17 protein-coding genes are annotated in these 21,211 nt (G+C 71.1%); 11 read left to right on the top strand and 6 right to left on the bottom strand.

Features of this window, described 5'->3' with window-relative positions; genetic code table 11:
• Positions 1–124: 124 nt before the first annotated feature.
• Together ACW4TU_RS10060 and ACW4TU_RS10055 are read left to right on the top strand one after the other, a co-directional pair.
• The gene (locus ACW4TU_RS10060; RefSeq protein WP_457426756.1) at positions 125–796 is read left to right on the top strand and encodes a hypothetical protein; all 672 of its coding nucleotides are present in this window, start codon (positions 125–127) and stop codon (positions 794–796) included.
• Positions 797–1,020: 224 nt separating this feature from the next.
• The gene (locus tag ACW4TU_RS10055) at positions 1,021–1,707 is read left to right on the top strand and encodes a sigma-70 family RNA polymerase sigma factor (protein WP_457426754.1); all 687 of its coding nucleotides are present in this window, start codon (positions 1,021–1,023) and stop codon (positions 1,705–1,707) included.
• A gap of 28 nt (positions 1,708–1,735) precedes the next feature.
• Here ACW4TU_RS10055 and ACW4TU_RS10050 read toward each other — a convergent pair whose 3' ends face one another.
• On the bottom strand, positions 1,736–2,239 hold the full coding sequence (locus tag ACW4TU_RS10050) for a MarR family winged helix-turn-helix transcriptional regulator (protein ID WP_457426752.1): 504 nt from the start codon (positions 2,237–2,239) through the stop codon (positions 1,736–1,738).
• 172 nt (positions 2,240–2,411) lie between these two features.
• On the opposite strand from ACW4TU_RS10050, the gene ACW4TU_RS10045 reads away from it, so the two are divergent.
• Positions 2,412–2,930: a YceI family protein gene (locus ACW4TU_RS10045; RefSeq protein ID WP_457426750.1), complete on the top strand. Its 519-nt coding sequence runs from the start codon at positions 2,412–2,414 to the stop codon at positions 2,928–2,930.
• An 18-nt stretch (positions 2,931–2,948) separates the two neighbouring features.
• On the opposite strand, the gene ACW4TU_RS10040 is transcribed toward ACW4TU_RS10045, so the two are convergent.
• Both ACW4TU_RS10040 and ACW4TU_RS10035 read right to left on the bottom strand, forming a co-directional pair.
• Positions 2,949–4,691 (bottom strand): hypothetical protein, encoded by a 1,743-nt coding sequence (locus ACW4TU_RS10040; protein ID WP_457426748.1) that lies wholly within the window; start codon positions 4,689–4,691, stop codon positions 2,949–2,951.
• Positions 4,692–4,836: 145 nt separating this feature from the next.
• Positions 4,837–8,982 (bottom strand): bifunctional nitrate reductase/sulfite reductase flavoprotein subunit alpha, encoded by a 4,146-nt coding sequence (locus ACW4TU_RS10035; protein ID WP_457426746.1) that lies wholly within the window; start codon positions 8,980–8,982, stop codon positions 4,837–4,839.
• A gap of 294 nt (positions 8,983–9,276) precedes the next feature.
• Between ACW4TU_RS10035 and ACW4TU_RS10030 the strand changes: the two genes are divergently transcribed.
• From ACW4TU_RS10030 to ACW4TU_RS10015, 4 genes are all read left to right on the top strand, one after another.
• Complete coding sequence (locus tag ACW4TU_RS10030; RefSeq protein WP_457426744.1) at positions 9,277–9,666, top strand: cell division protein SepF; 390 nt, start codon at positions 9,277–9,279, stop codon at positions 9,664–9,666.
• 92 nt (positions 9,667–9,758) lie between these two features.
• A complete protein-coding gene (locus ACW4TU_RS10025) occupies positions 9,759–10,931 on the top strand; it encodes an ATP-binding protein (protein WP_457426742.1) in 1,173 nt (390 codons plus the stop codon).
• Positions 10,932–11,020: 89 nt separating this feature from the next.
• Positions 11,021–11,338: a nucleotide pyrophosphohydrolase gene (locus ACW4TU_RS10020; RefSeq protein ID WP_457430011.1), complete on the top strand. Its 318-nt coding sequence runs from the start codon at positions 11,021–11,023 to the stop codon at positions 11,336–11,338.
• A 159-nt stretch (positions 11,339–11,497) separates the two neighbouring features.
• Positions 11,498–11,971, top strand: a complete 474-nt coding sequence (locus ACW4TU_RS10015; RefSeq protein WP_457426740.1) for a DUF6099 family protein — start codon at positions 11,498–11,500, stop codon at positions 11,969–11,971.
• Between the two features lie 139 nt (positions 11,972–12,110).
• On the opposite strand, the gene ACW4TU_RS10010 is transcribed toward ACW4TU_RS10015, so the two are convergent.
• Positions 12,111–12,281: a hypothetical protein gene (locus ACW4TU_RS10010; protein WP_457426738.1), complete on the bottom strand. Its 171-nt coding sequence runs from the start codon at positions 12,279–12,281 to the stop codon at positions 12,111–12,113.
• Positions 12,282–12,549: 268 nt separating this feature from the next.
• Between ACW4TU_RS10010 and ACW4TU_RS10005 the strand changes: the two genes are divergently transcribed.
• From ACW4TU_RS10005 to ACW4TU_RS09995, 3 genes are all read left to right on the top strand, one after another.
• Positions 12,550–13,473, top strand: a complete 924-nt coding sequence (locus tag ACW4TU_RS10005; RefSeq protein ID WP_457426737.1) for an LLM class F420-dependent oxidoreductase — start codon at positions 12,550–12,552, stop codon at positions 13,471–13,473.
• Positions 13,474–13,673: 200 nt separating this feature from the next.
• Complete coding sequence (locus tag ACW4TU_RS10000) at positions 13,674–15,167, top strand: 3' terminal RNA ribose 2'-O-methyltransferase Hen1 (RefSeq protein ID WP_457426735.1); 1,494 nt, start codon at positions 13,674–13,676, stop codon at positions 15,165–15,167.
• On the top strand, positions 15,164–17,758 hold the full coding sequence (locus tag ACW4TU_RS09995; protein ID WP_457426733.1) for a polynucleotide kinase-phosphatase: 2,595 nt from the start codon (positions 15,164–15,166) through the stop codon (positions 17,756–17,758). The genes ACW4TU_RS10000 and ACW4TU_RS09995 overlap by 4 nt, the downstream gene beginning before the upstream one ends.
• 125 nt (positions 17,759–17,883) lie before the next feature.
• On the opposite strand, the gene ACW4TU_RS09990 is transcribed toward ACW4TU_RS09995, so the two are convergent.
• Together ACW4TU_RS09990 and ACW4TU_RS09985 are read right to left on the bottom strand one after the other, a co-directional pair.
• Complete coding sequence (locus ACW4TU_RS09990) at positions 17,884–18,783, bottom strand: NAD(+)/NADH kinase (protein WP_457426731.1); 900 nt, start codon at positions 18,781–18,783, stop codon at positions 17,884–17,886.
• Positions 18,780–19,781: an SPFH domain-containing protein gene (locus ACW4TU_RS09985; RefSeq protein WP_457426729.1), complete on the bottom strand. Its 1,002-nt coding sequence runs from the start codon at positions 19,779–19,781 to the stop codon at positions 18,780–18,782. Before ACW4TU_RS09985 ends, ACW4TU_RS09990 begins: the two co-directional genes overlap by 4 nt.
• A 200-nt stretch (positions 19,782–19,981) precedes the next feature.
• On the opposite strand from ACW4TU_RS09985, the gene ACW4TU_RS09980 reads away from it, so the two are divergent.
• Positions 19,982–21,208, top strand: a complete 1,227-nt coding sequence (locus ACW4TU_RS09980; protein WP_457426727.1) for an arginine deiminase — start codon at positions 19,982–19,984, stop codon at positions 21,206–21,208.
• Positions 21,209–21,211 lie beyond the last annotated feature (3 nt).

Below are 21,211 nucleotides of genomic sequence, written 5' to 3'. Positions count from 1 at the left end.
GAGTGTCCGCCGGGTGTCCGGGGGAACGTCGACGACCGGCCGGGGGTACTCCGCCGAACGGTTGATCGGTACTTTGCGTACCTACCAGTGACGTGCGAGCCCGGATGGGAGGATGAGGGCCGTCATGACTGCCGGGTGGGGTGCGCGCACGCTACGGGCCGCGGTGTTCGCGGCCGTCTGCGTGCTGCTCGCCGCCCTCGGTCACGTGCTGATGTCCGGCTCCACCGTCGCCTGGTGGACGCTGGCCGCCGGGGCCCTGGTCACGGGCGGCGCGGGCTGGTGCCTGACCGGCCGCGAGCGCGGACTCCCGCTGGTCGTGGGAGTGGTGGTCGTCGCCCAGGGCGCGCTCCACTCGGCGTTCTCGCTCACCCGGAGCACGGGCACGGGTGCGGGCACCGGTTCCGCCGACATGGCGATGGACTCCATGGACATGGCCCACACCAGCACCAGCATGGCTATGGGCATGGACATGGGTGCGCGCGTGGGACACCTGGCCCACGGCGGCCACGGCATGGACGTCCTGTCGTCCTCGTACGGCATGCTCGCCGCCCACACGCTCGCCGCACTGCTGTGCGGTCTGTGGCTCGCGTACGGCGAGCGGGCCGCGTTCCGCATCCTGCGGGCGGTGGCCGGTCGGCTGGCCGCTCCGCTGCGGCTGGTGCTCGCGCTGCCCGCGACGCCGGACCGGCCCCGTCCACACCTGCGGCGCAGCGGCTCGGACCGGGCGCCGCGGCTGCTCCCGCTCGTCCACGCGATCACTTCTCGGGGCCCGCCGACGGGGATCGCTGTCGTCTGAGACAGCTGGTTCCCCGGAGCCGCTCCAGGTGGCGCCGACGCACTCCGCGCCGGCCGCCGCAGGAGCCCCGGGCCTCGGCCGTACCACCTACGCGGACGGCCGTCCTCCCTCTGCCGGTAGCGGTGTGCGCCGACCTCGCGCGCATCCCGCCGCCCTCGCCCCGCGCTGCCTCGCATCGCGTGGGCCGCCCTGCCGGATTCCGGATGATCCGAGAAGGACACCAGGTGATCACTCCTGTACTCCCCGCCCCGACTCTCCCGACCGCCCCGACCCTCACGGCCTCCCCGGCCGTCTCGGTCGACGAGTCGATAACCGCCTGGGCGCTCGCCGCCCGTGGTGGCGATCCGGTCGCCGTCGAACGCTTCGTCGGAGCCCTGCACCGCGATGTGGTGCGCTACGTCGCCCATCTCTGTGCCGATCCGCAGGCCGCCGACGACCTCGCCCAGGACACGTTCCTGCGGGCGCTCGGCAGCCTGCACCGTTTCGAGGGGCGCTCCTCGGCCCGCTCCTGGCTGATGGCCATCGCGCGGCGCGCGGTGATCGACAGTTTCCGGCACGCCGCCGCCCGGCCCCGGCTGTACGACTGCGAGGACTGGCGGCTGACCGTCGAACTGGCCCAGCCGCGCGGGCTGCCCGGCTTCGACGACGGGGTCGCGCTCCTCGACCTGCTGGCCGCGCTGCCCGACGAGCGGCGTGAGGCGTTCGTCCTCACGCAACTGATGGGGCTGCCCTACGCGGAGGCGGCCGAGGTCAGCGACTGCCCGGTGGGGACGGTGCGTTCACGCGTGGCCCGGGCCCGCGCGACCCTCGTGGACCTGCTCACGGAGGCCGAGAGCCAGGCGGCGGCGGAGGTACCGGAGTCCGCGTCCGAGGCCGCGAAGGAGCGCCCGTTGGCCGTTCTGGCCGCCTGACGAGGGGGGCGCGACAGGGGACTGGGACTCACCGCTTATCCCCGCCCGCGTCCGCCTCCTCGGGCAGCAGCCCGCACATCGTCTCGCGCTCCTCGGGGCCGATCTCCGCGAGCCCCGACGCGACGGTGCCGGCGAGCGTCGGCGAGGCCTCCGTGAACAGGCGGCGGCCCTTGTCGGTGAGGGCCACCTCGACGCCCCGCTTGTCACCGCACACGGAGCGGCGGGTGACCAGGCCGGCGTGCGAGAGGCAGGCGATCTGATAGGTGAGCCGGGTCTTGGGGCGGCCGAGCAGCTCCGCGATCCGGGTCATCCGCAGCCCACCGTCGGGCCGGTCCGCGAGCAGGCACAGCACCAGGAACTCGTCGTGGGAGACCCCGAGCGTGTCCTTGAGGACGGGCCCGAGCCGCTGCTCGATCGCCCCGGTCGCGGCCAGCAGGACCATCCAGCCCCGTAGCTCGGCCGGGAGCAGCCCGCCCTCCTGCGCGGCGGGACATCGGGTCGGCTCTGCGGAGGGTTCGGGAGGGGCGGCCATGCCGTCGATTCTACCGGTTGTCCAATTTTGCACGAGGGGTTGTTCATATTTGGATAACGGACTAGCGTGGCGTTGTCGCCCCGTCGTCCAAATTTGGATGACTGGGGCCGGTCACGTGACCGGCGCGACCCGCACAACTCGCACGACCCTCGTTCCTGTCAGGAGACAGCTCATGACCGTTGCCGTGGAAACCGGCCTGTGGCAGCTCGACCGGACGGCGTCCACCGTCGCCATCGGGCACAAGACGATGTGGGGCCTGGTCAACGTGAAGGGCACCTTCGCCATCACCGGCGGCGGTGGCGAGGTCCTCCCCGACGGCTCCGCCACGGGCACCCTGACTCTGGACGCCGCCTCCCTGGACACCAAGCACGCCAAGCGTGACAAGCACCTGCACGGAGCCGAGTTCTTCGACGCCGAGAACCACCCCGAGATCACCTTCGCGGTGCGTGGCGCCGAACTGCGCGACGGCGGCACCGTCGACGTCAACGGTCAGCTGACCGTGCGCGGCATCAGCCGCCCCACGACCCTCACCGCGCGTCTCACCGACGCCGGCGCCGACGCGCTCACCCTGGACACGGAGTTCACCGTGGACCGGGACCAGTTCGGCCTGGGCTGGAACCAGCTGGGCATGATCCGCGGCCTGACGACGGTCACGGCCACCCTCCGCTTCACCCGCACCCCCGCCGCCTGAGGGGAGTGCGGCGGGGCTCTACGACCGCTCGCCCGGCAGCCTGACGTCCATGCTCGACAAGGTGTCCGGCGACGCCGTGAAGACGCGCAGCCGGATCCGCGTACCCGGGCGCCGGGGCACCTGGAACACCGGTCCGGGCGGCTGGAGCCGGTAGACGGCGCTCGCGCGGGCGGGCAGCGTGGCCGGGCCCTGGACCACCTTCCACCAGCGGCTCATGCCCTGGCCGGTGGTGAGGGTGAAATGGGGGGCGAGGGCGCTGTCGTCCACGTTCGTGACCCTGAGGGTCAGTTCCGACACGGCGCCCGGCCGGACCGCGAGCACCCTCGTCACCCGCATCCGCAGCGGCGGCGAGCCCGTCGCCGCCACGGCGGCACTCGCCAGCGCCGGTACGAGGAGCAGTACGGCCGCCGCGACCAGCGCCGGACGCCCGCGCGGACCCGAAAGGAAGCGCGGCCGGGGCTGCCACGCACCGGCGAAGGACGCGGCAGGCGCGGTCACCGCGGCGGCCAGCCACAGTGGGGTCATCAACAGGTAGTAGCCGTCCTGTGAACGCGTCGCCAGGAAGAAGGCGCACCACGGCAGCACCGTCGCCGCCGGACCGAGCCGCCGCACGAACAGGACGAGCAGCGCCAGCAGGGCCCCCGTCAGCAGCATGCTCGCGTGGCTGTACCAGGCCAGCCGGTCGCTGCCGGAGGTGTAGTACAGCGCGATGCCCACCAGGCCCTGTCCGTGGATCGTCGCGTTCTGCGTCAGCGGCAGCGCGACCCCGGCCGCCCAGGTGCGCGGCTCGCTCACGACGAAGTACGTGTTGATCAGCAGCCATACGGTGACCGCCGTACCGGCGATCCGCAGCACCACCCCGGCGGCGGGCCGGGCGCCCAGCTCGCCCCGGCGCACGGCGTAGATCCCGGCCAGCAGGAACGGAACGAGGAACCACGGCAGTTGCTGCGCCGCGCAGGCCGCGCCCAGACAGGCCGCCCGCGCGAGGCCGCCCCACCCCAGCCGCCCGCCCGCACCGAGCCGCGGCCACCGCACCACCACCGGGATGAGCAGCGCGAGCCCGAGGATCGCCGGGTAGCCGAGCCGCGCGTAACTCGGCAGGAAGCCGAAGCCCAGGCACGCCATGGTCGCCGCCGACCGCCACGGCACCGGCAGCAGCCGCCACAGCGTCACCGCGCCGACGAGCAGCGCCCCGGTCGTCACCGCGGTCGCCGCGAGCGCGCCGTGCCCGAGCCACAGCAGCGGCGCGGTCAGCAGCAGGGCCAGGGGCGGGTAGCCGTACGTGAGGTCGTAGCCGCCGCTCATCGTCGGAGTGAGGGCGACGTCGGGGTTGTGCTGGAAGAGCCACGGCCAGGGCTGCCCGTACACCGGGTGCCCGGCGACCAGTTCGCGGGCGGCCTGCGCGGTGAGGACGCCCTCGTCGCCGCCGGCGTGGTTCAGGGCGAACGTGCACAGGGTCAGTGTCACGGCCGTGACCAGGACGGACAGGTCCAGTCGGGCGAGCGAAAGCGTCCGGCGGACGGTCAGCGCCAGTACTCCGCCGGCCAGGATCGACAGATAGCAGAGCGAGATGACGGCGGCGACGACGGGCCGGTGACCGGCGGCCTGCGTCCACACCGCGCGCGTACCGATGAACAGGCTGACGGTCGCGAGCAGCGTCAGGACGCGATGCCACTGCGCGGGGGCGTCCGCCTCCGGGACCCGGGATCGCGGGGTGCCGGTCTTCGCCGTGACGGTCGGCGTTGTTTCTGCCAAGTGCACGACATCGGAACGTAATCGTGCCCGGTGTGCCGCACGTGGGTGGAGGTGAAAGGTCCGGTGTGAGGCCGGTAAGAATGTCCGTCAGTAGTTATTTATGGCGATTCATGCGGCCTCGCGTCCTTCAATGGATCAGTCAGTCATTCATTCAGTACACGTCTCGTACATAGCGCTTCGCCGCCGTGAGCTGCTTCACGTACAGACCCGCCTCGTCCTCACTCAGACCGCCGTGCGCCACCGCGATGTCCCGCAGTGCCCGGTCCACGTCCTTGGCCATACGGGATGCGTCGCCGCAGACGTAGAAGTGGGCACCCTCCTGCAGCCAGTGCCACAGCTCGGGTCCGTGCTCGCGCATCCGGTCCTGGACATAGACCTTGTTGCGCTGGTCACGGGAGAACGCGGTGTCCAGGCGGGTCAGTGTGCCCTCGGCGACCAGGCCGGCCAGCTCGTCCTCGTAGTAGAAGTCGGTGGCGCGGTGCTGCTCGCCGAAGAACAGCCAGTTCGGCGCCGCGTGCCCGAGCGCCCGCCGCTCCTCCAGGAACCCCACGAACGGCGCCACCCCGGTCCCCGGCCCGACCATCACCATCGGCGTCGAGGCGTCCGCGGGGGGCCTGAAGTACGGCGAGCGCTGCACGAAGACGGGCACCGCCGTGTCCGGCCCGGCGTCGGCCAGGAAGGGTGAGCAGACCCCGCCGCGCGGCCGGCCGTGCAGGTTCTCGTACCTCACCACGGACACCGTCAGCGACACCCGCGCCGGGTCGACGAGCGGGCTCGACGATATGGAGTACAGCCGGGGCTGCATCCGCCGCAGAACCGACACCCACTCCTGAGGGGACGCCCGCACCCCGTACTCGGCGACCACGTCGACGGCTTGGCGACCCCACGACCAGCGGGCCAGCCCGTCCTTGTTGTCGGACCGCATCAGCTTCTTCAACTCACGGTTGTCCCGGGCCCGTTCGGAGACGAAACGCAACAGGTCGGGCGTGATCCGGGTGATGTCGAGCTGCCGGTGCAGCGCCTCGGAGAGCGAGAACTCACCGACTCCCTCCACCTGCACGCCGGTTGACGCGTCCAGCCCGGTCACGGCCAGCCATTCCGCCACCAGGGACGTGGAGTTGACGGGCCGCACCCCGAGCGCGTCACCCGCTTCGTACGTCAGTGCCGTACCGCTGGTGTCGAAGGTGAACCGGCGCACCTCCTTGGTCGCGCCGGGCAGGCTGAGCAGCCGGTTGCCGACGAGCCGGGCGGGCGAGGGGGCGGGCTTGACGGGCCGGGCTGCGGAAGAGGGAACGGGAGCGGAGGCCGGGGCGACCGTACTCCCCGCCCACTGCTCCTGTCCGGACCCCGCGCCCGTGGTGGTGCCCTTCGTTTCCTTCGTGTCGCTGCCGTCCAGCACGTCGAGGACCTGGTCGAGCCACGCGTCCGCCGACGGCTCGAAGTCGGGCTCGCAGTCGGTGCGGGGCGTGATCCGCACCGCCCCCAACTCGTCGAGCCGTGCGTCCAGCCGGCGCCCGTGCCCGCAGAAGTCGTCGTACGAGGAGTCGCCCAGCGCGAGGACGGCGTACCGCACACCGTCCAGCCGCGGTGCCTGCTCCCCGGAGAGCGAGTCCCAGAAGCCGGAGCCGTTGTCGGGGGCGTCGCCGTCGCCGAACGTACTGGTGATGAAGAGGAGATCGGCACTGCGCGCGAGGGCGGTCACATCGGCCTCGTCCATGCCCACGAGCCTCGCCCGGTGCCCGCCGGCGTTCAGCCGCTCGGCCGCCGCGCCGGCGAGTTCCTCGGCGTTGCCGGTCTGCGAGGCCCACAGCACGACGACTTCGCGCCCGCCGGCCTCGACCCCGACACCGACCCGTTCCTGCGGTGGGGCCTCCACGGCCCTGGAGTACATGCCGGCGAGCATCCCGTTCACCCAGTCGGCGTGCTCGGCGCTGAAGGGAGCGGAGACGGGCAGCACGGGGATTCCCGCGGCACCGGTGGGGATTCCGGCGAGGAAACCCGAGAGGTACTGGCGTTCCTGCGAGCTGAGAACGGGCGGGGGAGCGGGCGTGAACGCGAACTCCGGCACGGCGACCGGCACTTGAGGGAGGGCGGATGGAGGGGCTTCAGGGCGCTGCACCTGAGCCTCGGGCCGGTGCACCTTCACCAGGGACACCGCGCACACCTTGAACTCCGGTTGCAGGGACAGCGGATCGACCGCGTCGCTCGTCACCGCGTTGATGCTGAGGTATTCACCGAAGAGGTCGTTCCAGTGGAAGGGGGCGAAGACGCACCCCCTCCGCACCCGGTCCGTGACAACGGCCGGCAGCACGGCCCGCCCGCGCCGCGAGGCGACCTCGACCGAGTCGCCGTCCACGACCCCCAACTCCCGCGCGTCCTCGGGATGTACCTCCACGAACGGCCCGGAGTTCAGCTTGTTGAGCTTGGCGACCTTCCCCGTCTTCGTCAGCGTGTGCCACTGATGCTGCACGCGCCCGGTGTTGAGGGCGAACGGGAAGTCGTCGTCGGGCAGTTCGGCGGCGGGCAGATACGGCCGGGCGTGGAAAACGCCACGCCCACTGGCGGTGGGGAACCGCAGGCCCTCGCCCTCCTTCTCCCGGTACCGGATGGGATTGCGCGCGGGCCCGTCCACCGAGGCCGCCGGCCACTGCACGGGAGTCTCCCGCAGCCGGTCGTACGTGACCCCGCGAAGATCCCAGCCGGTCTTCGGGTTCCACGCCCGCTTGAGCTCCTCGAAGACGTCCTCCGCGCATGCGTAAGCGAACCCCTCGAACCCCATCGCGCGGGCGACGGCCGCGATGATCCGCCAGTCGGCCATGGCGTCGCCGGGCGGATCGACGGCGGCCTGGGCGAGGGTGAGACCGCGCTCGCTGTTGACGAGGACGCCCTCCGCCTCGGTCCACATCGCGCCGGGCAGCACGACATCGGCGTACGCGTTGGTCTCGGTCTCGGCGAAGACGTCCTGGGTGACGACGAACTCGGCGGCCTCCAGGCCCTCGATGACCGTACGGCGGTTGGCGACCGAGGCGACCGGGTTGGTGCAGATGATCCAGCAGGCCTTGATGTGCCCCTCGGCCATCCGCCGGAACATCTCGATCGTGCCGTGCCCGGCGCCGTCCTTGCGGAGCGTGCCGGCCGGCAGCTCCCACAACTCCTCGACGAACGCCCGTTCCTCGTCCACCAGCACGGACCGCTGCCCGGGCAGCCCCGGCCCCATGTACCCCATCTCCCGGCCGCCCATCGCGTTCGGCTGCCCGGTGAGGGAGAACGGCCCGCTGCCGGGACGGCAGATCGCACCGGTGGCAAGATGCAGGTTGACCAGGGCGTTCGTGTTCCAGGTGCCGTGCGTGGACTGGTTGAGTCCCATGGTCCAGCAGCTCATCCACTCACCGGACGCACTGGCTTCCCCGATGATCCGCGCCGCTTCCCGGATGTCGTCCTCGGGAATGCCGGTGATCGCTGCGACGGCGTCCGGCGCGTAGTCGGCGAGGAAGGCCGGCATCTCCTCCCAGCCCTCGGTGTGGGCGGCGATGAACTCCTGGTCCGTGTACCCGCCGGCGTGCAGGAGGTGGAGCAGGCCGTTGAGGAAGGCCAGATCCGTCCCGGGCCTGATCTGCAGGAACAGATCGGCCTTGGCGGCGGTGGCGGTACGCCGTGGGTCGACGACGATGAGCTTCGCCCCGGCCGACTTGATCCGGTCCATCATCCGCAGATACAGGATCGGATGGCAGTCGGCCATGTTCGACCCGATGACGAGGAAGGCGTCGGCGTGGTCGAAGTCGTCGTACGAGCCGGGCGGCCCGTCGGCGCCCAGCGAGAGCTTGTATCCGGTGCCCGCGCTCGCCATGCACAGCCGGGAGTTCGACTCGATCTGGTTCGTGCCCACGAACCCCTTGGCCAGCTTGTTCGCCAGGTACTGGGCCTCCAGGCCCATCTGCCCGGAGACATAGAAGGCGACGGCGTCCGGCCCGTGCTCGTCGACGACCGCGCGCAGCCGCCGAGCGGTCTCCGCGATGGCGTCCGCGACGGGCGCGGGCACCAGCTCCTCGCCCCGGTCGTCGAGGCCGTCCCGGACCAGCGCGGTGGTCAGCCGGCCGGGCGCGCTGAGCATGTCGGCGGTGGTCGCGCCCTTGGTGCACAGCCGCCCGGCGTTCGCGGGGTGCGCCTTGTCCCCGGACGCCTTGAAGACCGTACGCCGTCCGTCGGGTCCGAGCCCGACGTCCAGCACGATTCCGCAGCCCACCCCGCAGTACGAGCACACGGTCCGCACCTGCGTGGTCGTGGGGGTGGTGGTCACGTGCTGCCTTTCTCCGACCTTCTCCGACTTTCGCTGTCTCTCGCTGGTCTTCTCCGTGCCGGGACCGCTACCGCCGAGTGTACGAATTGCCCGTTACGTCGATGTCACGTGATCCGATCATGAGTGGTTACGCCCGCTGCACAGCCGGAGTGTCAGTGCTGTGAGGTACGTATAGGTGTTCGGATATTTCTCATACAGGAGGTCGCTGAGCGTGTCGTATTGGGCCGATCGGGTGACCATGAGTAAGAATTGGCTGATGCAGACAGTCAGTGCGAGCCAGGGCGGAGTGTGCCGATGAACAGCCACGATGTCACCGACGAACAGTGGGAGGGGCTCGCCCAGGTCGTACCGCTGAGAGGCCGGGACGCCTGGCCGTCCGCGGTGGGCCACCGGTCGATACCCGAGGCGGAGACCGAGGCCAGGCGCCGTTTCGTCGTCCTGCGCGTCAACGTCTTCGCGGACGCGCGCGAGGTCGCCGAGACCCTGATGGCGGGCATACCGGTGCTCCTCGACCTGACGGGCGCCGAGCCGGACACCGCCAAGCGGGTCCTCGACTTCAGCACCGGTGTCGTCTTCGGCCTCGCGAGCGGGATGCACCGCGTCGACCGGAACGTGTTCCTTCTCACCCCGCCCGGCACCGAGGTCGGCGGACTCATGGGGGGAGCGGGCGTCCCGGGGCACTGAGACCGGCCTGACCACGAGATCCGTCCCCCGTTCGTAGGAACGTGCGGCGGGCGGAACGGTTCGCCTCGCGTGCGGAGGCCTACGGTCCGGATATGACCCTGTCTCTGGACTTACCGCCCACCCCGGCCACCGCAGCGCAGCGGGCGGCGCGTCCCGACCGGCCGAGCGTCATCGAGCTGAGGCTGTCCGCCTACGCGGGGCACCGCCGGGCCAGGTTCCCGCTCGGGCGCCTCACCCTGCTCGCCGGGCCGAGCGGCGGCGGCAAGTCGACCGCGCTCAGGGCGTACGAGTCGCTGGCCCGCCTCGGCTCCGGCGCCACCGTCGGGGAGGCCTTCCCGGACCCGGCGGCCTGCGTACCGGAACGCGCCCGCCCCGACGCCCAGCGCCGGCGCGGCTTCCGCATCGGCTGTACGGCGGACGGCCCCGAAGGCCCCGTACTGCTCGACGTCGCCGTCCAGGCCGAGCCCGAACTGCGCATCGTGGGCGAGCGGTTGAGCGCCGGCGGGGTGGTCCTCCTGGAGACGGCGCTGCGGGATCCCAGCCGGCGCACCGTCCAGGCCGCCTGGCACACCGCCGGTTCGGCATCGGTCACCCGCGCCCCGATGCCGGACGACCGCCTCGGTACGGCCCTGCTGCCGCTGCGGGTGGCCGGGAGCACGGACGGGCAGCGCCAAGTCATCGCCGCCGCCGAGCAGATGGTGGTCGCCCTGCGGTCCGTCTTCGCCTGTGATCCCCGGCCCGACCGGATGCGCACGGCGGTGCCGGTGGAGAGCGGGCGGCTCCTGCCGGGCTGCGACAACCTGGCCGAGGTCCTCTGGCGCACCCGCTCCGAATGCACCATCCGCCACGGGCTGTTGGTCGCCGCCGTCCGCGAGGCCTGCACGGGCCCGGTCGCGGACGTACGGGCCGACGAGGTCGCCGACGGCCGTGTGCGCGCCGTACTCGACCGGGGCGACGGTCCGCTCACCCACTTCGGCAGGCTGGGCGACGGCGAGTTGAGGTACGCGGGCCTGGCACTGGTCCTGCTGACCGGCCCCGGTGTGCTGGCGGTCGACCGGCCCGGCGAGGTGCCCGACGCCCTCCAGACACTCACGGTCCTGGCCGACGGCTTCGACCGGTCCCTGGACGTACGCCAGCGCGAGCAACTCCTGCGACTGGCGGCCCGTATGTGCGACCGGGGGCACATCCGCCTCCTCGGCACGGTGAGCGACGCGTCCTGGGCGGAGGGGGTGGAGGGGGTGACGGTGGTACACCTGGAGCCGTGACGGATCAGGAACATGCTGAAGGCGCTGAAGGCTTCGAGCGGCCCGAGCACCAGGAAGCACAGCCCGAACACCGGGAGCGCGGCGACCGGTTGGACGTGGCGAAACTCCAGCGCAGGCTGGCCGACTTCGCTGCGGCGCGGAACTGGGGGCCGTTCCACACCCCCAAGAACCTCGCCACCGCGCTCAGCGTGGAGGCGTCCGAACTGGTCGAGATCTTCCAGTGGTTGACGCCCGAGGAGTCGGCACGGGTGATGGACGACCCGGACACCGCCCACCGTGTGACGGACGAGGTCGCGGACGTGCTCGCCTATCTGCTCCAACTGTGCGAGGTGCTCGGGATCGACGCGCTGACGGCCCTCGACGCGAAGATCGACCGCAACGAACAGAGGTTCCCGACAAAGGAATAGTTACTCTACGGAGTCAATCTGCTGTCCGTTCCCTATTTGTTGTCCGCAGATTTCCGCCTTCCTCTGGCTTTTCGTCCCACAGCACTTCACTCTGGGTAGTGGACGGTGGAGTTCGGGCGGACGTGCGAACAGCGCGTCGGGGACAGACTGGGGCAGCGCATGGACGCGGTGCGGCTCATCCTGACGAGCAGACGTGCCCTCGCGAACAGCGAGGGTGTGTCTCAGACCCTGACGGAGGTGTGGCAGGCACAGGCCCTCGCGCAGGCGATAGGCAGCCGCCTCGCAGTCAACGGGCCACCCGAACTGCGGGGCGAGGCACTGGGGTTGACCGAACTGGCGGGCCGGGGCTGCGGCGTACTGGACGAACCGCGCCTGGCCGCCGGCGCCTTACGCGCGGCCCAGCTCACCGAGCTGGGCGACGCCCGCCAGGCCCTCCTCTGCCTCTGCGCCCTCCTCGGTGAGGCGGGCATGGCCCTGGTCGGCATCGCCAGCGCGGCGGACGACGAGACGACGTACTGGCAGTGCATGGAATCGATCGACGCGGCGGACGAGTCCCGCGACCGGGTCCTGGAGATGCTCCGCAAACTGGCGGCCAGGGAGGCGGCGGGGGGAGCGGAGCGGGTGGCCGGTTAGCGGTTTGCTCGTCCCGCTCTCCCTTGTGAGGGCCGACCCTTGCAGCTCGGCCCGGGACTCTCAGCCCGTCCGGCGTTTGAGGACGAGGCCGTTCAGGCCGAACGGGGGTCTGGGGGCGGAGCCCCCAGGAGGGCCGGACTCAGCCCGCCTCAGTCTCCTCCGCGGACGCCGGCGACACCCCCGCCGACTGAAGGTCCGCGTCGAGCGCGGACAGATCCGCGTTCAGTGCGGCCATCAGTTCCTCCATCTGCTGCAGCAGCCCCTTCGGCTGTGTGGGCCCCGCCTGCTGCGGCACGACTTCTTCGGACAACGGACGGCCTCCTCGGCCACTGGCTCCCGGGGGAGCCGACGCTGGTGCGCCCCGGAGCGAGCGGGTCGGCACGGGAACTGACCGACCGGTCGCCGCCGGCGCGGGCGCCGGTCGGGCCGGCTCCGCCCGAGCCAACGATCATCGTCGTGGCGGGTCACTGGTACGGACCCGCACCTCACGAGCGGTTGACGGTTTTTCACCCGACCGGGGAGGCGTGGGGCAGGGGGCGCCGGTGGGGTTGACCGAGGTCCGAGTGCAGGATGGGGGCATGGATCTTCGCATCTTCACCGAACCCCAGCAAGGCGCGACCTACGACACCCTGCTCGCCGTGGCGAAGGCCACCGAGGACCTTGGGTTCGACGCTTTTTTCCGCTCCGACCACTACCTCCGCATGGGCGACGGAGACGGCCTGCCCGGCCCCACCGACGCCTGGATCACCCTTGCCGGGCTCGCCCGTGAGACCAAGCGCATCCGCCTCGGCACCCTGATGACGGCCGCCACCTTCCGCCTCCCCGGCGTCCTGGCGATCCAGGTCGCGCAGGTCGACCAGATGTCCGGCGGGCGGGTCGAACTCGGCCTGGGCGCAGGCTGGTTCGAGGAGGAGCACAAGGCGTACGGCATCCCGTTCCCGCAGGAGAGGTTCGCCCGCCTCGAAGAGCAGCTGGCGATCGTCACCGGCCTGTGGGAGACGAAGGCCGGTGAAACGTTCAGCCACCACGGCACGCACTACGACCTCACCGACTCACCGGCCCTCCCCAAGCCCGCGCAGGCAAAGATCCCCGTGCTCATCGGCGGGCACGGCGCGGCCCGTACCCCGCGGCTGACCGCGCAGTACGCCGACGAGTTCAACATGCCGTTCTCGTCGGTCGAGGACACCGAGCGCCAGTTCGGCCGGGTGCGTGCGGCGGCCGAGCAGGCGGGCCGGAAGGCGGACGAACTGACGTACTCGAACGCGCTCGTGGTCTGCGTCGGCAAGGACGACCAGGAACTGGCCCGCCGCGCCGCCGCCATCGGCCGCGAGGTCGACGAACTCAAGGCCAACGGACTGGCGGGTTCCCCGGCCGAGGTCGTGGAGAGGATCGGCCGGTACGCGGAGGCCGGCTCCCAGCGGATCTACCTCCAGATCCTCGACCTCGACGACCTGGACCACCTGGAGCTGATCTCCTCGCAGGTGCAGTCGCAGCTGTCGTAACCCCGGTATGCGGGGCCGAGGCGAGCCACCATCGGTGGCGTCGGCCCCGCGTACCGCACGTACGCCGCCGGCACCGGCCCGCCGAGGTGTCGACCGAGCCGGTGCCGAGGAAAAATGCCCGAGTACGCCGGGGGCGTTCGCTGTAGTTTGACGCACAGGAAGTATCCCCAATTCAGACCCTTCATTGAGGCCTACCCACCGTGTTCCTGACGATCAGTACCACCGGCACCCCCGAACGCCCCGCGACCGACCTCGGATACCTGCTGCACAAGCATCCCGACAACGCGCAGACGTTCTCCACCTCCTACGGCACCGCGCACGTCCTCTACCCCGAGGCGTCCGACGAGCGCTGTACGGCCGCGCTGCTGCTGGAGGTCGACGCGGTCGCGCTGGTCCGGCGCGGCAAGGGCAAGGGACGCGGTGGCGCACCCGACGCGGCACTCGCGCAGTACGTCAACGACCGTCCGTACGCGGCCTCTTCGCTGCTCGCGGTCGCTCTGAGCGCCGTGTTCAGAAGCGCGATGCAGGGTCAGTGCCGGGCGAAGCCCGAACTCCCGGACCAGGCGCGCCCGTTGAGGGTCGAGGTGCCCGCGCTGCCGGCCCGGGGCGGTGCCGACCTGGTACGGAACCTGTTCGAGCCGCTCGGCTGGTCGGTGACGGCCGAACCGGTCGCGCTGGACACGGAGTTCCCGGAGTGGGGCGACTCGCGGTATGTGCGTCTCGTCCTCGAATCGGAGACGCTGACCCTCGCCGAGGCGCTGCGCCACCTGTACGTGCTGCTGCCGGTCCTCGACGACGCCAAGCACTACTGGGTGGCGCCCGACGAGGTCGACAAGCTGCTGCGGGCCGGCGAGGGCTGGCTGTCCGCGCACCCGGAACAGAAGCTGATCACCAGCCGCTATCTGTCGCGCCGTTGGTCGCTGACCCGGCAGGCGATGGAACGACTGGAACTGCTCCGGCTGGCCGAGGCCGACGACAGCGAGGTCGAGGAGATCGACAACGCGGTCGAGGACGAGACGGAGGCGGAGCCGGAGGAGAAGCCGACCTCGCTCGGCGTGCGGCGCCGGGACGCGATCATCGCGGCGCTGAAGGCGGCCGGGGTCGCCCGGGTGCTCGATCTCGGGTGCGGGCAGGGCCAGTTGGTGCAGGCGCTGCTCAAGGACCCGGCGTTCACCGAGATCGTCGGTGTGGACGTGTCGATGCGTGCGCTGACCATCGCCTCGCGGCGGCTGAAGCTGGACCGGATGGGGGAGCGGCAGGCGGCGCGCGTCAAGCTGCTCCAGGGCTCGCTCGCCTACACGGACAAGCGGCTCAAGGGGTACGACGCGGCCGTGCTGTGCGAGGTCGTCGAACACCTCGACCTGCCCCGTCTGCCGGCTCTGGAGTACGCGGTGTTCGGCGCGGCCCGCCCTCGCACGGTCCTCGTGACGACGCCGAACGTCGAGTACAACGTCCGCTGGGACTCGCTCCCGGCCGGCCACAGCCGTCACAGCGACCACCGCTTCGAGTGGACGCGGGAGGAGTTCCGCTCCTGGGCGGGCGCGGTGGCCGAACGGCACGGCTACGAGGCGGAGTTCGTGCCCGTCGGTCCGGACGACCCGGAGGTGGGCCCGCCGACCCAGATGGCCGTGTTCACGATGAAGACCGAGACCGAGAACGACATCAGGGAAGAGAAGGAGGCGAAGGTCGCATGAGCAGCGTCGAGAACGTCACAAGTGTCGAGAACAAGGGGCGCGTGCTGCCCGTCACCGACCTCTCCCTCGTCGTTCTGATCGGGGCGTCCGGTTCGGGCAAGTCCACGTTCGCGCGGCGTCACTTCAAGCCGACGGAGATCATCTCGTCGGACTTCTGCCGGGGCCTGGTCGCCGACGACGAGAACGACCAGAGCGCCAGCGGGGACGCTTTCGACGTCCTGCACTACATCGCCGGCAAGCGACTCGCGGCGGGCCGCCGTACGGTGGTCGACGCGACCAGCGTCCAGGAGAGCAGCCGCAAGCAGCTGATCGAGCTGGCGCGGCAGTACGACGTGCTGCCCATCGCCATCGTCCTCGACGTGCCCGACGACGTCTGCGCCGAACGCAACGCCTCCCGCACCGACCGGGCAGACATGCCCCGCCGGGTCATCCACCGTCACATCCGTGAACTCCGCCGCTCCCTGCGCCACTTGGAGCGTGAGGGATTCCGCAAGGTGCACGTCCTGCGCGGTGTGGAGGAGATCGAGAGCGCCGAGGTCCGCACCGAGAAGCGCTTCAACGACCTGACCCACCTCACCGGCCCCTTCGACATCATCGGCGACATCCACGGCTGCGCGGCCGAACTGGAGTCCCTGCTCGGCAAGTTGGGCTACGAGGACGGGGTGCACCCGGGCGGCCGTACCGCCGTGTTCGTGGGCGACCTCGTCGACCGCGGCCCGGACAGCCCGGGCGTGCTGCGCCGGGTGATGTCCATGGCCGCATCGGGCAACGCGCTGTGCGTACCCGGCAACCACGAGAACAAGTACGGCCGGCACCTCAAGGGCCGCAAGGTCCAGCACACCCACGGACTCGCCGAGACCATCGAGCAGATGGATGGCGAGAGCGATGAATTCCGGTCCCAGGTGCGGGAGTTCATCGACAGCCTGGTCAGTCACTACGTCCTGGACGGCGGGCGGCTGGTGGTCTGCCATGCCGGTCTGCCCGAGAAGTACCACGGCCGTACGTCGGGCCGGGTGCGCTCGCACGCGCTGTACGGCGAAACGACCGGGGAGACCGACGAGTTCGGCCTGCCGGTGCGCTACCCGTGGGCGGAGGACTACCGGGGACGGGCGGCGGTTGTCTACGGTCACACTCCGGTTCCGGAGGCCAGTTGGCTGAACAACACCATCTGCCTCGACACCGGTGCCGTCTTCGGCGGCAAGCTGACCGCGCTGCGCTGGCCGGAGCGGGAACTGGTCGACGTACCGGCGGAGCAGGTCTGGTACGAGCCGGTGAGGCCGCTGCGGTCGGAGGCGCCGGGCGGGCACGACGGCCGGCCGCTGGACCTGGCGGACGTCCACGGCCGCCGGGTGGTGGAGACGCGCCACGCGGGCCGGATCACCGTCCGGGAGGAGAACGCGGCGGCGGCCCTGGAGGTCATGAGCCGGTTCGCGGTGGACCCGAGGCTGCTGCCGTATCTGCCGCCGACGATGGCTCCGACGGCTACTTCCCATGTCGAGGGCTACCTGGAGCACCCGGCGGAGGCGTTCGAGCAGTACCGGGCGGACGGGGTCGAGCGGGTCGTGTGCGAGGAGAAGCACATGGGTTCGCGGGCGGTGGTGCTGGTGTGCCGTGACGCGGAGGTGGCTCGGAAGCGGTTCGGTGTGAACGGTGGCAGCGGTGGCGGAGAAGGTGCCGGTGACGGCCCTACGGGGGCGCTGTACACGCGTACCGGGCGTCCGTTCGTCGACGATCCGGCGGTGACCGAGGAGATCCTCGGCCGGATACGGGTGGCGGCGGACGGGGCGGGTCTCTGGGAGGAGCTGGGCACCGACTGGCTGCTGCTGGACGCCGAGTTGATGCCGTGGTCGCTGAAGGCGTCCGGGTTGCTGCGGTCGCAGTACGCGGCGGTCGGCGCCGCGTCCGGGGCGGTGTTCCCGGGGGCGCTGGCTGCGCTGGAGGGTGCGGCGGCGCGGGGTATCGATGTACGGGACCTGCTTGCGCGTCAGCGTGAACGGGCCGCGGACGCCTCGGCGTTCACGGCCGCCTATCGGCGCTACTGCTGGCCGACGCAGGGGCTGGACGGGGTCCGCCTGGCGCCCTTCCAGGTCCTCGCGACGGAGGGGCGCAGCCTGGCCGGCCTGCCCCACGACGAGCAACTGACGTTGCTGGACCGGCTGGTGGAACACGACGGTACGGGTCTGCTGCAGACGACTCGGCGGCTGTACGTCGAGACGGGGGACGCGGAGTCGGTGCGGGCGGGCGTGGACTGGTGGCTGGAGATGACCGGGCGGGGCGGTGAGGGCATGGTCGTCAAACCGCTGGGCGGGGTGGTGCGGGACGGGAAGGGGCGGCTGGTGCAGCCCGGGATCAAGTGCCGGGGGCGTGAGTACCTGCGGATCATCTACGGTCCGGAGTACACCCGGCCGGAGAACCTTGCCCGGCTGCGGGGGCGGTTCCTGAACCACAAGCGGTCGTTGGCGATCAGGGAGTACGCCCTGGGGTTGGAGGCGCTGGACCGGTTGGCGGAGGGGGAGCCGTTGTGGCGGGTGCATGAGGCGGTGTTCGGGGTGCTGGCGTTGGAGTCCGAGCCGGTGGATCCGCGGCTGTAGGGGGTGGCAGGGGGGTTTTCGCCCCCGCCGCCCCTACCCGTCCCATCCTGTTCCTGGGGGCTCCGCCCCCAGACCCCCCTTCGGCGTGAACGGCCTCGTCCTCAAACGCCGGACGGGCTGGTTGGTCAGCCCACCAGCCGCAGTCGCTCCCCGCACACCCCCACCCGCACCGTCTGTCCCCACGTCAGTTGCACCGCATCCCCCTCCATTCCGTCCCCGAACGCCACCAACCGCTCCGACTCCACCGTGAGGCGAAGTCCCGACCCGGCCGTCAGCTCGCCCGCCACCAACGACGTTCCCGTGACCGGTGAAGGCCACGCCTCCCGTACGAACCACAGCAGGCGGTCGTCGGTGGGGCGGGGCAGGGACAGGGCGCCGCCCCGTTCCTGCCACACCGACCGCAGCCATCCACTGGCGCCGGTTCCCGTTCCCACCAGCACTCCGGACGAGGCCTGGGCCTCGACGGCACCCCTGTCGTCGTCGAGGCCCAGGCTGTACCGGACCGTCTGGTGGCCGGGTGCCCCGAGGTAGATCTCGTTGAGGGCGACCAGCCGCTGTGTGTCGTCCGCGACCGCCTCGACCATGGTGAGTTCGTCGACGCCGGTGTCCCGGGCGAGCACCGCGGGCAGCAGGCCCGCCATGTCCCCCGGCCGGTGCCGCACCAGCACCCCGGGATTGCGCCCGGGATCGGTGTCGACGCCCAGAACCGGCTGCCCCGTCAGGTACTTGGCGACATTCGCCACCAGCCCGTCCTGCCCGACCACGACGACCACGTCCTCGGGCGCGAAGAGGAATCGGTCCAAGTCGGCTCGCTCGACCCGGGTCTGACGCCAGGTCAGAGGAATTGCCGCCGTCACCTCCGCCATGGACCGGCGGTTGCGGCGGTGGCGTTCGGTGACCTCCTCGATGTCCTGTCCCCGGGAGCGCAGGAAGTAGGCGGCCTGGCCGTGCGTGCCGTGCCGGGCCACCAACTCCTCGTACTCCGTGGTGCGGTGGACCAGGACGGCCCGTGGAGCGAGGCTCACTCCCGCGCTCCTCCCAGCCTGGCGAGCAGGCCGGTCAGTACGTCCGGTGACACCGTCAGGCTGTCGATCCGGGGCAGGTTCTCGGCGAGCCGTGTGCCTGTCAGGGCGTGCAGCATCGCCAAGTCCGCGTCGGCGTGGGCGTGCAGCCACGCCGTCTGGGCCTGGGCCCGCGCCTCGCCCACCCCGCGCACGCTCGCGGCCTCCGCCTCCGCCAGCCGTACCACCCGCGCCGCCTCCGCCTGGGCCCGTACCGCGTCGGCCGCCGCGTACTCCTCGGCCTCCCGGCGGGCGTTCGTACCCCGCTGGTCGACCAACTGCTCTTCCCTCCGGGCGAGTTCGATCTGGCTGGCCAGTTCGTTCTCGGCGATGGCCCGTTCGCGCTCGACGGCCACCGCACGGCGTTCGTACGTCGCCCGGTCGGCCTCCTGCTGGATCTGTTCACGGGCGGGAGTCCGCAACGCCCGCTCCACCTCGGGCTCCGGCCGCAGTGCCACCACTCGTACGGCCACGACCTCGATGCCCGTGGCCGGCAGGCGTGGCTCGGCGGCCAGCCCGGCCGAGACCCGTTCCCGCACCGACGCCACCCCGTCGACCAGCGCGGACGACAGTGTCGTACGGGCCAGGACGTCCAGGGCGTGCTGCTGGGCCGTCTCCGTCAGCAGCGTCGCCAGCTGCTCCAGGGGCGCGCTTCGCCAGACGCCCGTGTCCGGGTCGACGGAGAAGTCGAGGCGGGTGGCGGCCAGGGCGGGGTCGCTGACGCGGTAGGTGACGGTCGCCTGGACCGCGACGTCCTGGAAGTCGGACGTACGGGCGTGGAAGGTCATCGCCAGCTCCCGGTCGTCGACCGGGACTTCGGAGAGTGTGGCGGTGAGGGCACGGAACCAGAAGCTGAGCCCGGGGCCGTCGTGCGCAGGCCGTCCGGAGCGGTGGTGGCGGATGTGGGCCGTGGGCGTGCCGCGCAGATGGCGCCAGCCGAGGCGCCGGGTGATGTCGGCCATGTGTCTGTCGTCCATCCCCTCGTTCGGTGCGGGAGCGTCTGCTCGCAGCTACTCCCGCACCCCTTGTCGTCATGTGGACGATATCCGGTCCGCCCGCTTATCGTCAAGGGGACGAGATGGGGCGGAGGGGCGAGGAGGGTTATCGCACATATACCGCCGACCAGCGGGTGAACAGGGTGCGAAGTGGTCAGGATGGAGGCATGGGATTCCATGTCGACTCCGAGGCCGGGCGGCTGCGCCGCGTCATCCTGCACCGGCCGGATCTAGAGCTCAAAAGGCTCACCCCCAGCAACAAGGACGCCCTTCTCTTCGACGACGTCCTGTGGGTGCGCCGTGCGCGCGCCGAGCACGACGGCTTCGCCGACGTCCTGCGCGACCGGGGCGTCGTCGTCCACCTCTTCGGCGACCTGCTCGTCGAGGCCCTGGCGATCCCGGCGGCCCGCACCCTCGTACTCGACCGTGTCTTCGACGAGAAGGAGTACGGGCCGCTGGCCACCGACCATCTCCGGGCCGCCTTCGAGGGCCTGCCCGCCGCCGAGTTGGCCGAGCTGCTCATCGGCGGCATCACCAAGCGCGAGTTCCTGGCCGCGCACGCGGAACCGGCCTCGGTCCGCTTCCATGTCATGGACCTGGACGACTTCCTCCTCGGCCCGCTCCCCAACCATCTCTTCACCCGTGACACCTCGGCCTGGATCTACGACGGCGTCTCCATCAACGCGATGCGCTGGCCGGCACGCCAGCGGGAGACCGTGCACTTCGAGGCGATCTACCGGCACCACCCGCTCTTCCGTGACGAGACCTTCTCCCTCTGGTCGGAGGGGCAGGCGGACTACCCCTCCACCATCGAGGGCGGTGACGTCCTCGTCATCGGCAACGGCGCCGTACTCATCGGCATGAGCGAGCGCACCACGCCCCAGGCGGTCGAGATGCTCGCGCACAAACTCTTCGCCGCCGGTTCGGCCGAGACGATCGTGGCGCTCGACATGCCCAAGCGGCGTGCGTTCATGCACCTCGACACCGTGATGACGATGGTCGACGGCGACACCTTCACCCAGTACGCCGCACTCGGCATGCTCCGCTCGTACACCATCGAACCGGGCGTCGGGGACAAGGAGTTGAAGGTCACCGACCATCCGCCGGAGCACATGCACCGGGCGATCGCCGCCGCGCTCGGCCTGAGCGAGATCCGCGTCCTGACCGCGACCCAGGACGTGCACGCGGCCGAGCGCGAGCAGTGGGACGACGGCTGCAACGTCCTCGCCGTCGAGCCCGGTGTGGTGGTCGCGTACGAGCGCAACGCGACCACGAACACGCATCTGCGCAAGCAGGGCATTGAGGTGATAGAGATCCCGGGCAGTGAGCTGGGGCGGGGGAGGGGTGGTCCGCGCTGTATGAGCTGTCCGGTGGAACGGGACGCTGTGACGTAGAGG

This window comes from Streptomyces kryoterrae (assembly GCF_054072135.1).
The sequence above is the reverse complement of the archived record's forward strand: the minus strand, read 5'-3'. Positions and strand labels throughout refer to the sequence as shown.

What these genes read in the sequence shown, in the direction of transcription:
- ACW4TU_RS10060 (WP_457426756.1), top strand. Translation starts at nt 125, where the DNA reads ATGACTGCCGGGTGGGGTGCGCGCACGCTACGGGCCGCGGTGTTCGCG.
- ACW4TU_RS10050 (WP_457426752.1), bottom strand. Translation starts at nt 2,239, where the DNA reads ATGGCCGCCCCTCCCGAACCCTCCGCAGAGCCGACCCGATGTCCCGCC.
- ACW4TU_RS10045 (WP_457426750.1), top strand. Translation starts at nt 2,412, where the DNA reads ATGACCGTTGCCGTGGAAACCGGCCTGTGGCAGCTCGACCGGACGGCG.
- ACW4TU_RS10030 (WP_457426744.1), top strand. Translation starts at nt 9,277, where the DNA reads ATGAACAGCCACGATGTCACCGACGAACAGTGGGAGGGGCTCGCCCAG.
- ACW4TU_RS10025 (WP_457426742.1), top strand. Translation starts at nt 9,759, where the DNA reads ATGACCCTGTCTCTGGACTTACCGCCCACCCCGGCCACCGCAGCGCAG.
- ACW4TU_RS10015 (WP_457426740.1), top strand. Translation starts at nt 11,498, where the DNA reads ATGGACGCGGTGCGGCTCATCCTGACGAGCAGACGTGCCCTCGCGAAC.
- ACW4TU_RS10005 (WP_457426737.1), top strand. Translation starts at nt 12,550, where the DNA reads ATGGATCTTCGCATCTTCACCGAACCCCAGCAAGGCGCGACCTACGAC.
- ACW4TU_RS09995 (WP_457426733.1), top strand. Translation starts at nt 15,164, where the DNA reads ATGAGCAGCGTCGAGAACGTCACAAGTGTCGAGAACAAGGGGCGCGTG.
- ACW4TU_RS09985 (WP_457426729.1), bottom strand. Translation starts at nt 19,781, where the DNA reads ATGGCCGACATCACCCGGCGCCTCGGCTGGCGCCATCTGCGCGGCACG.
- ACW4TU_RS09980 (WP_457426727.1), top strand. Translation starts at nt 19,982, where the DNA reads ATGGGATTCCATGTCGACTCCGAGGCCGGGCGGCTGCGCCGCGTCATC.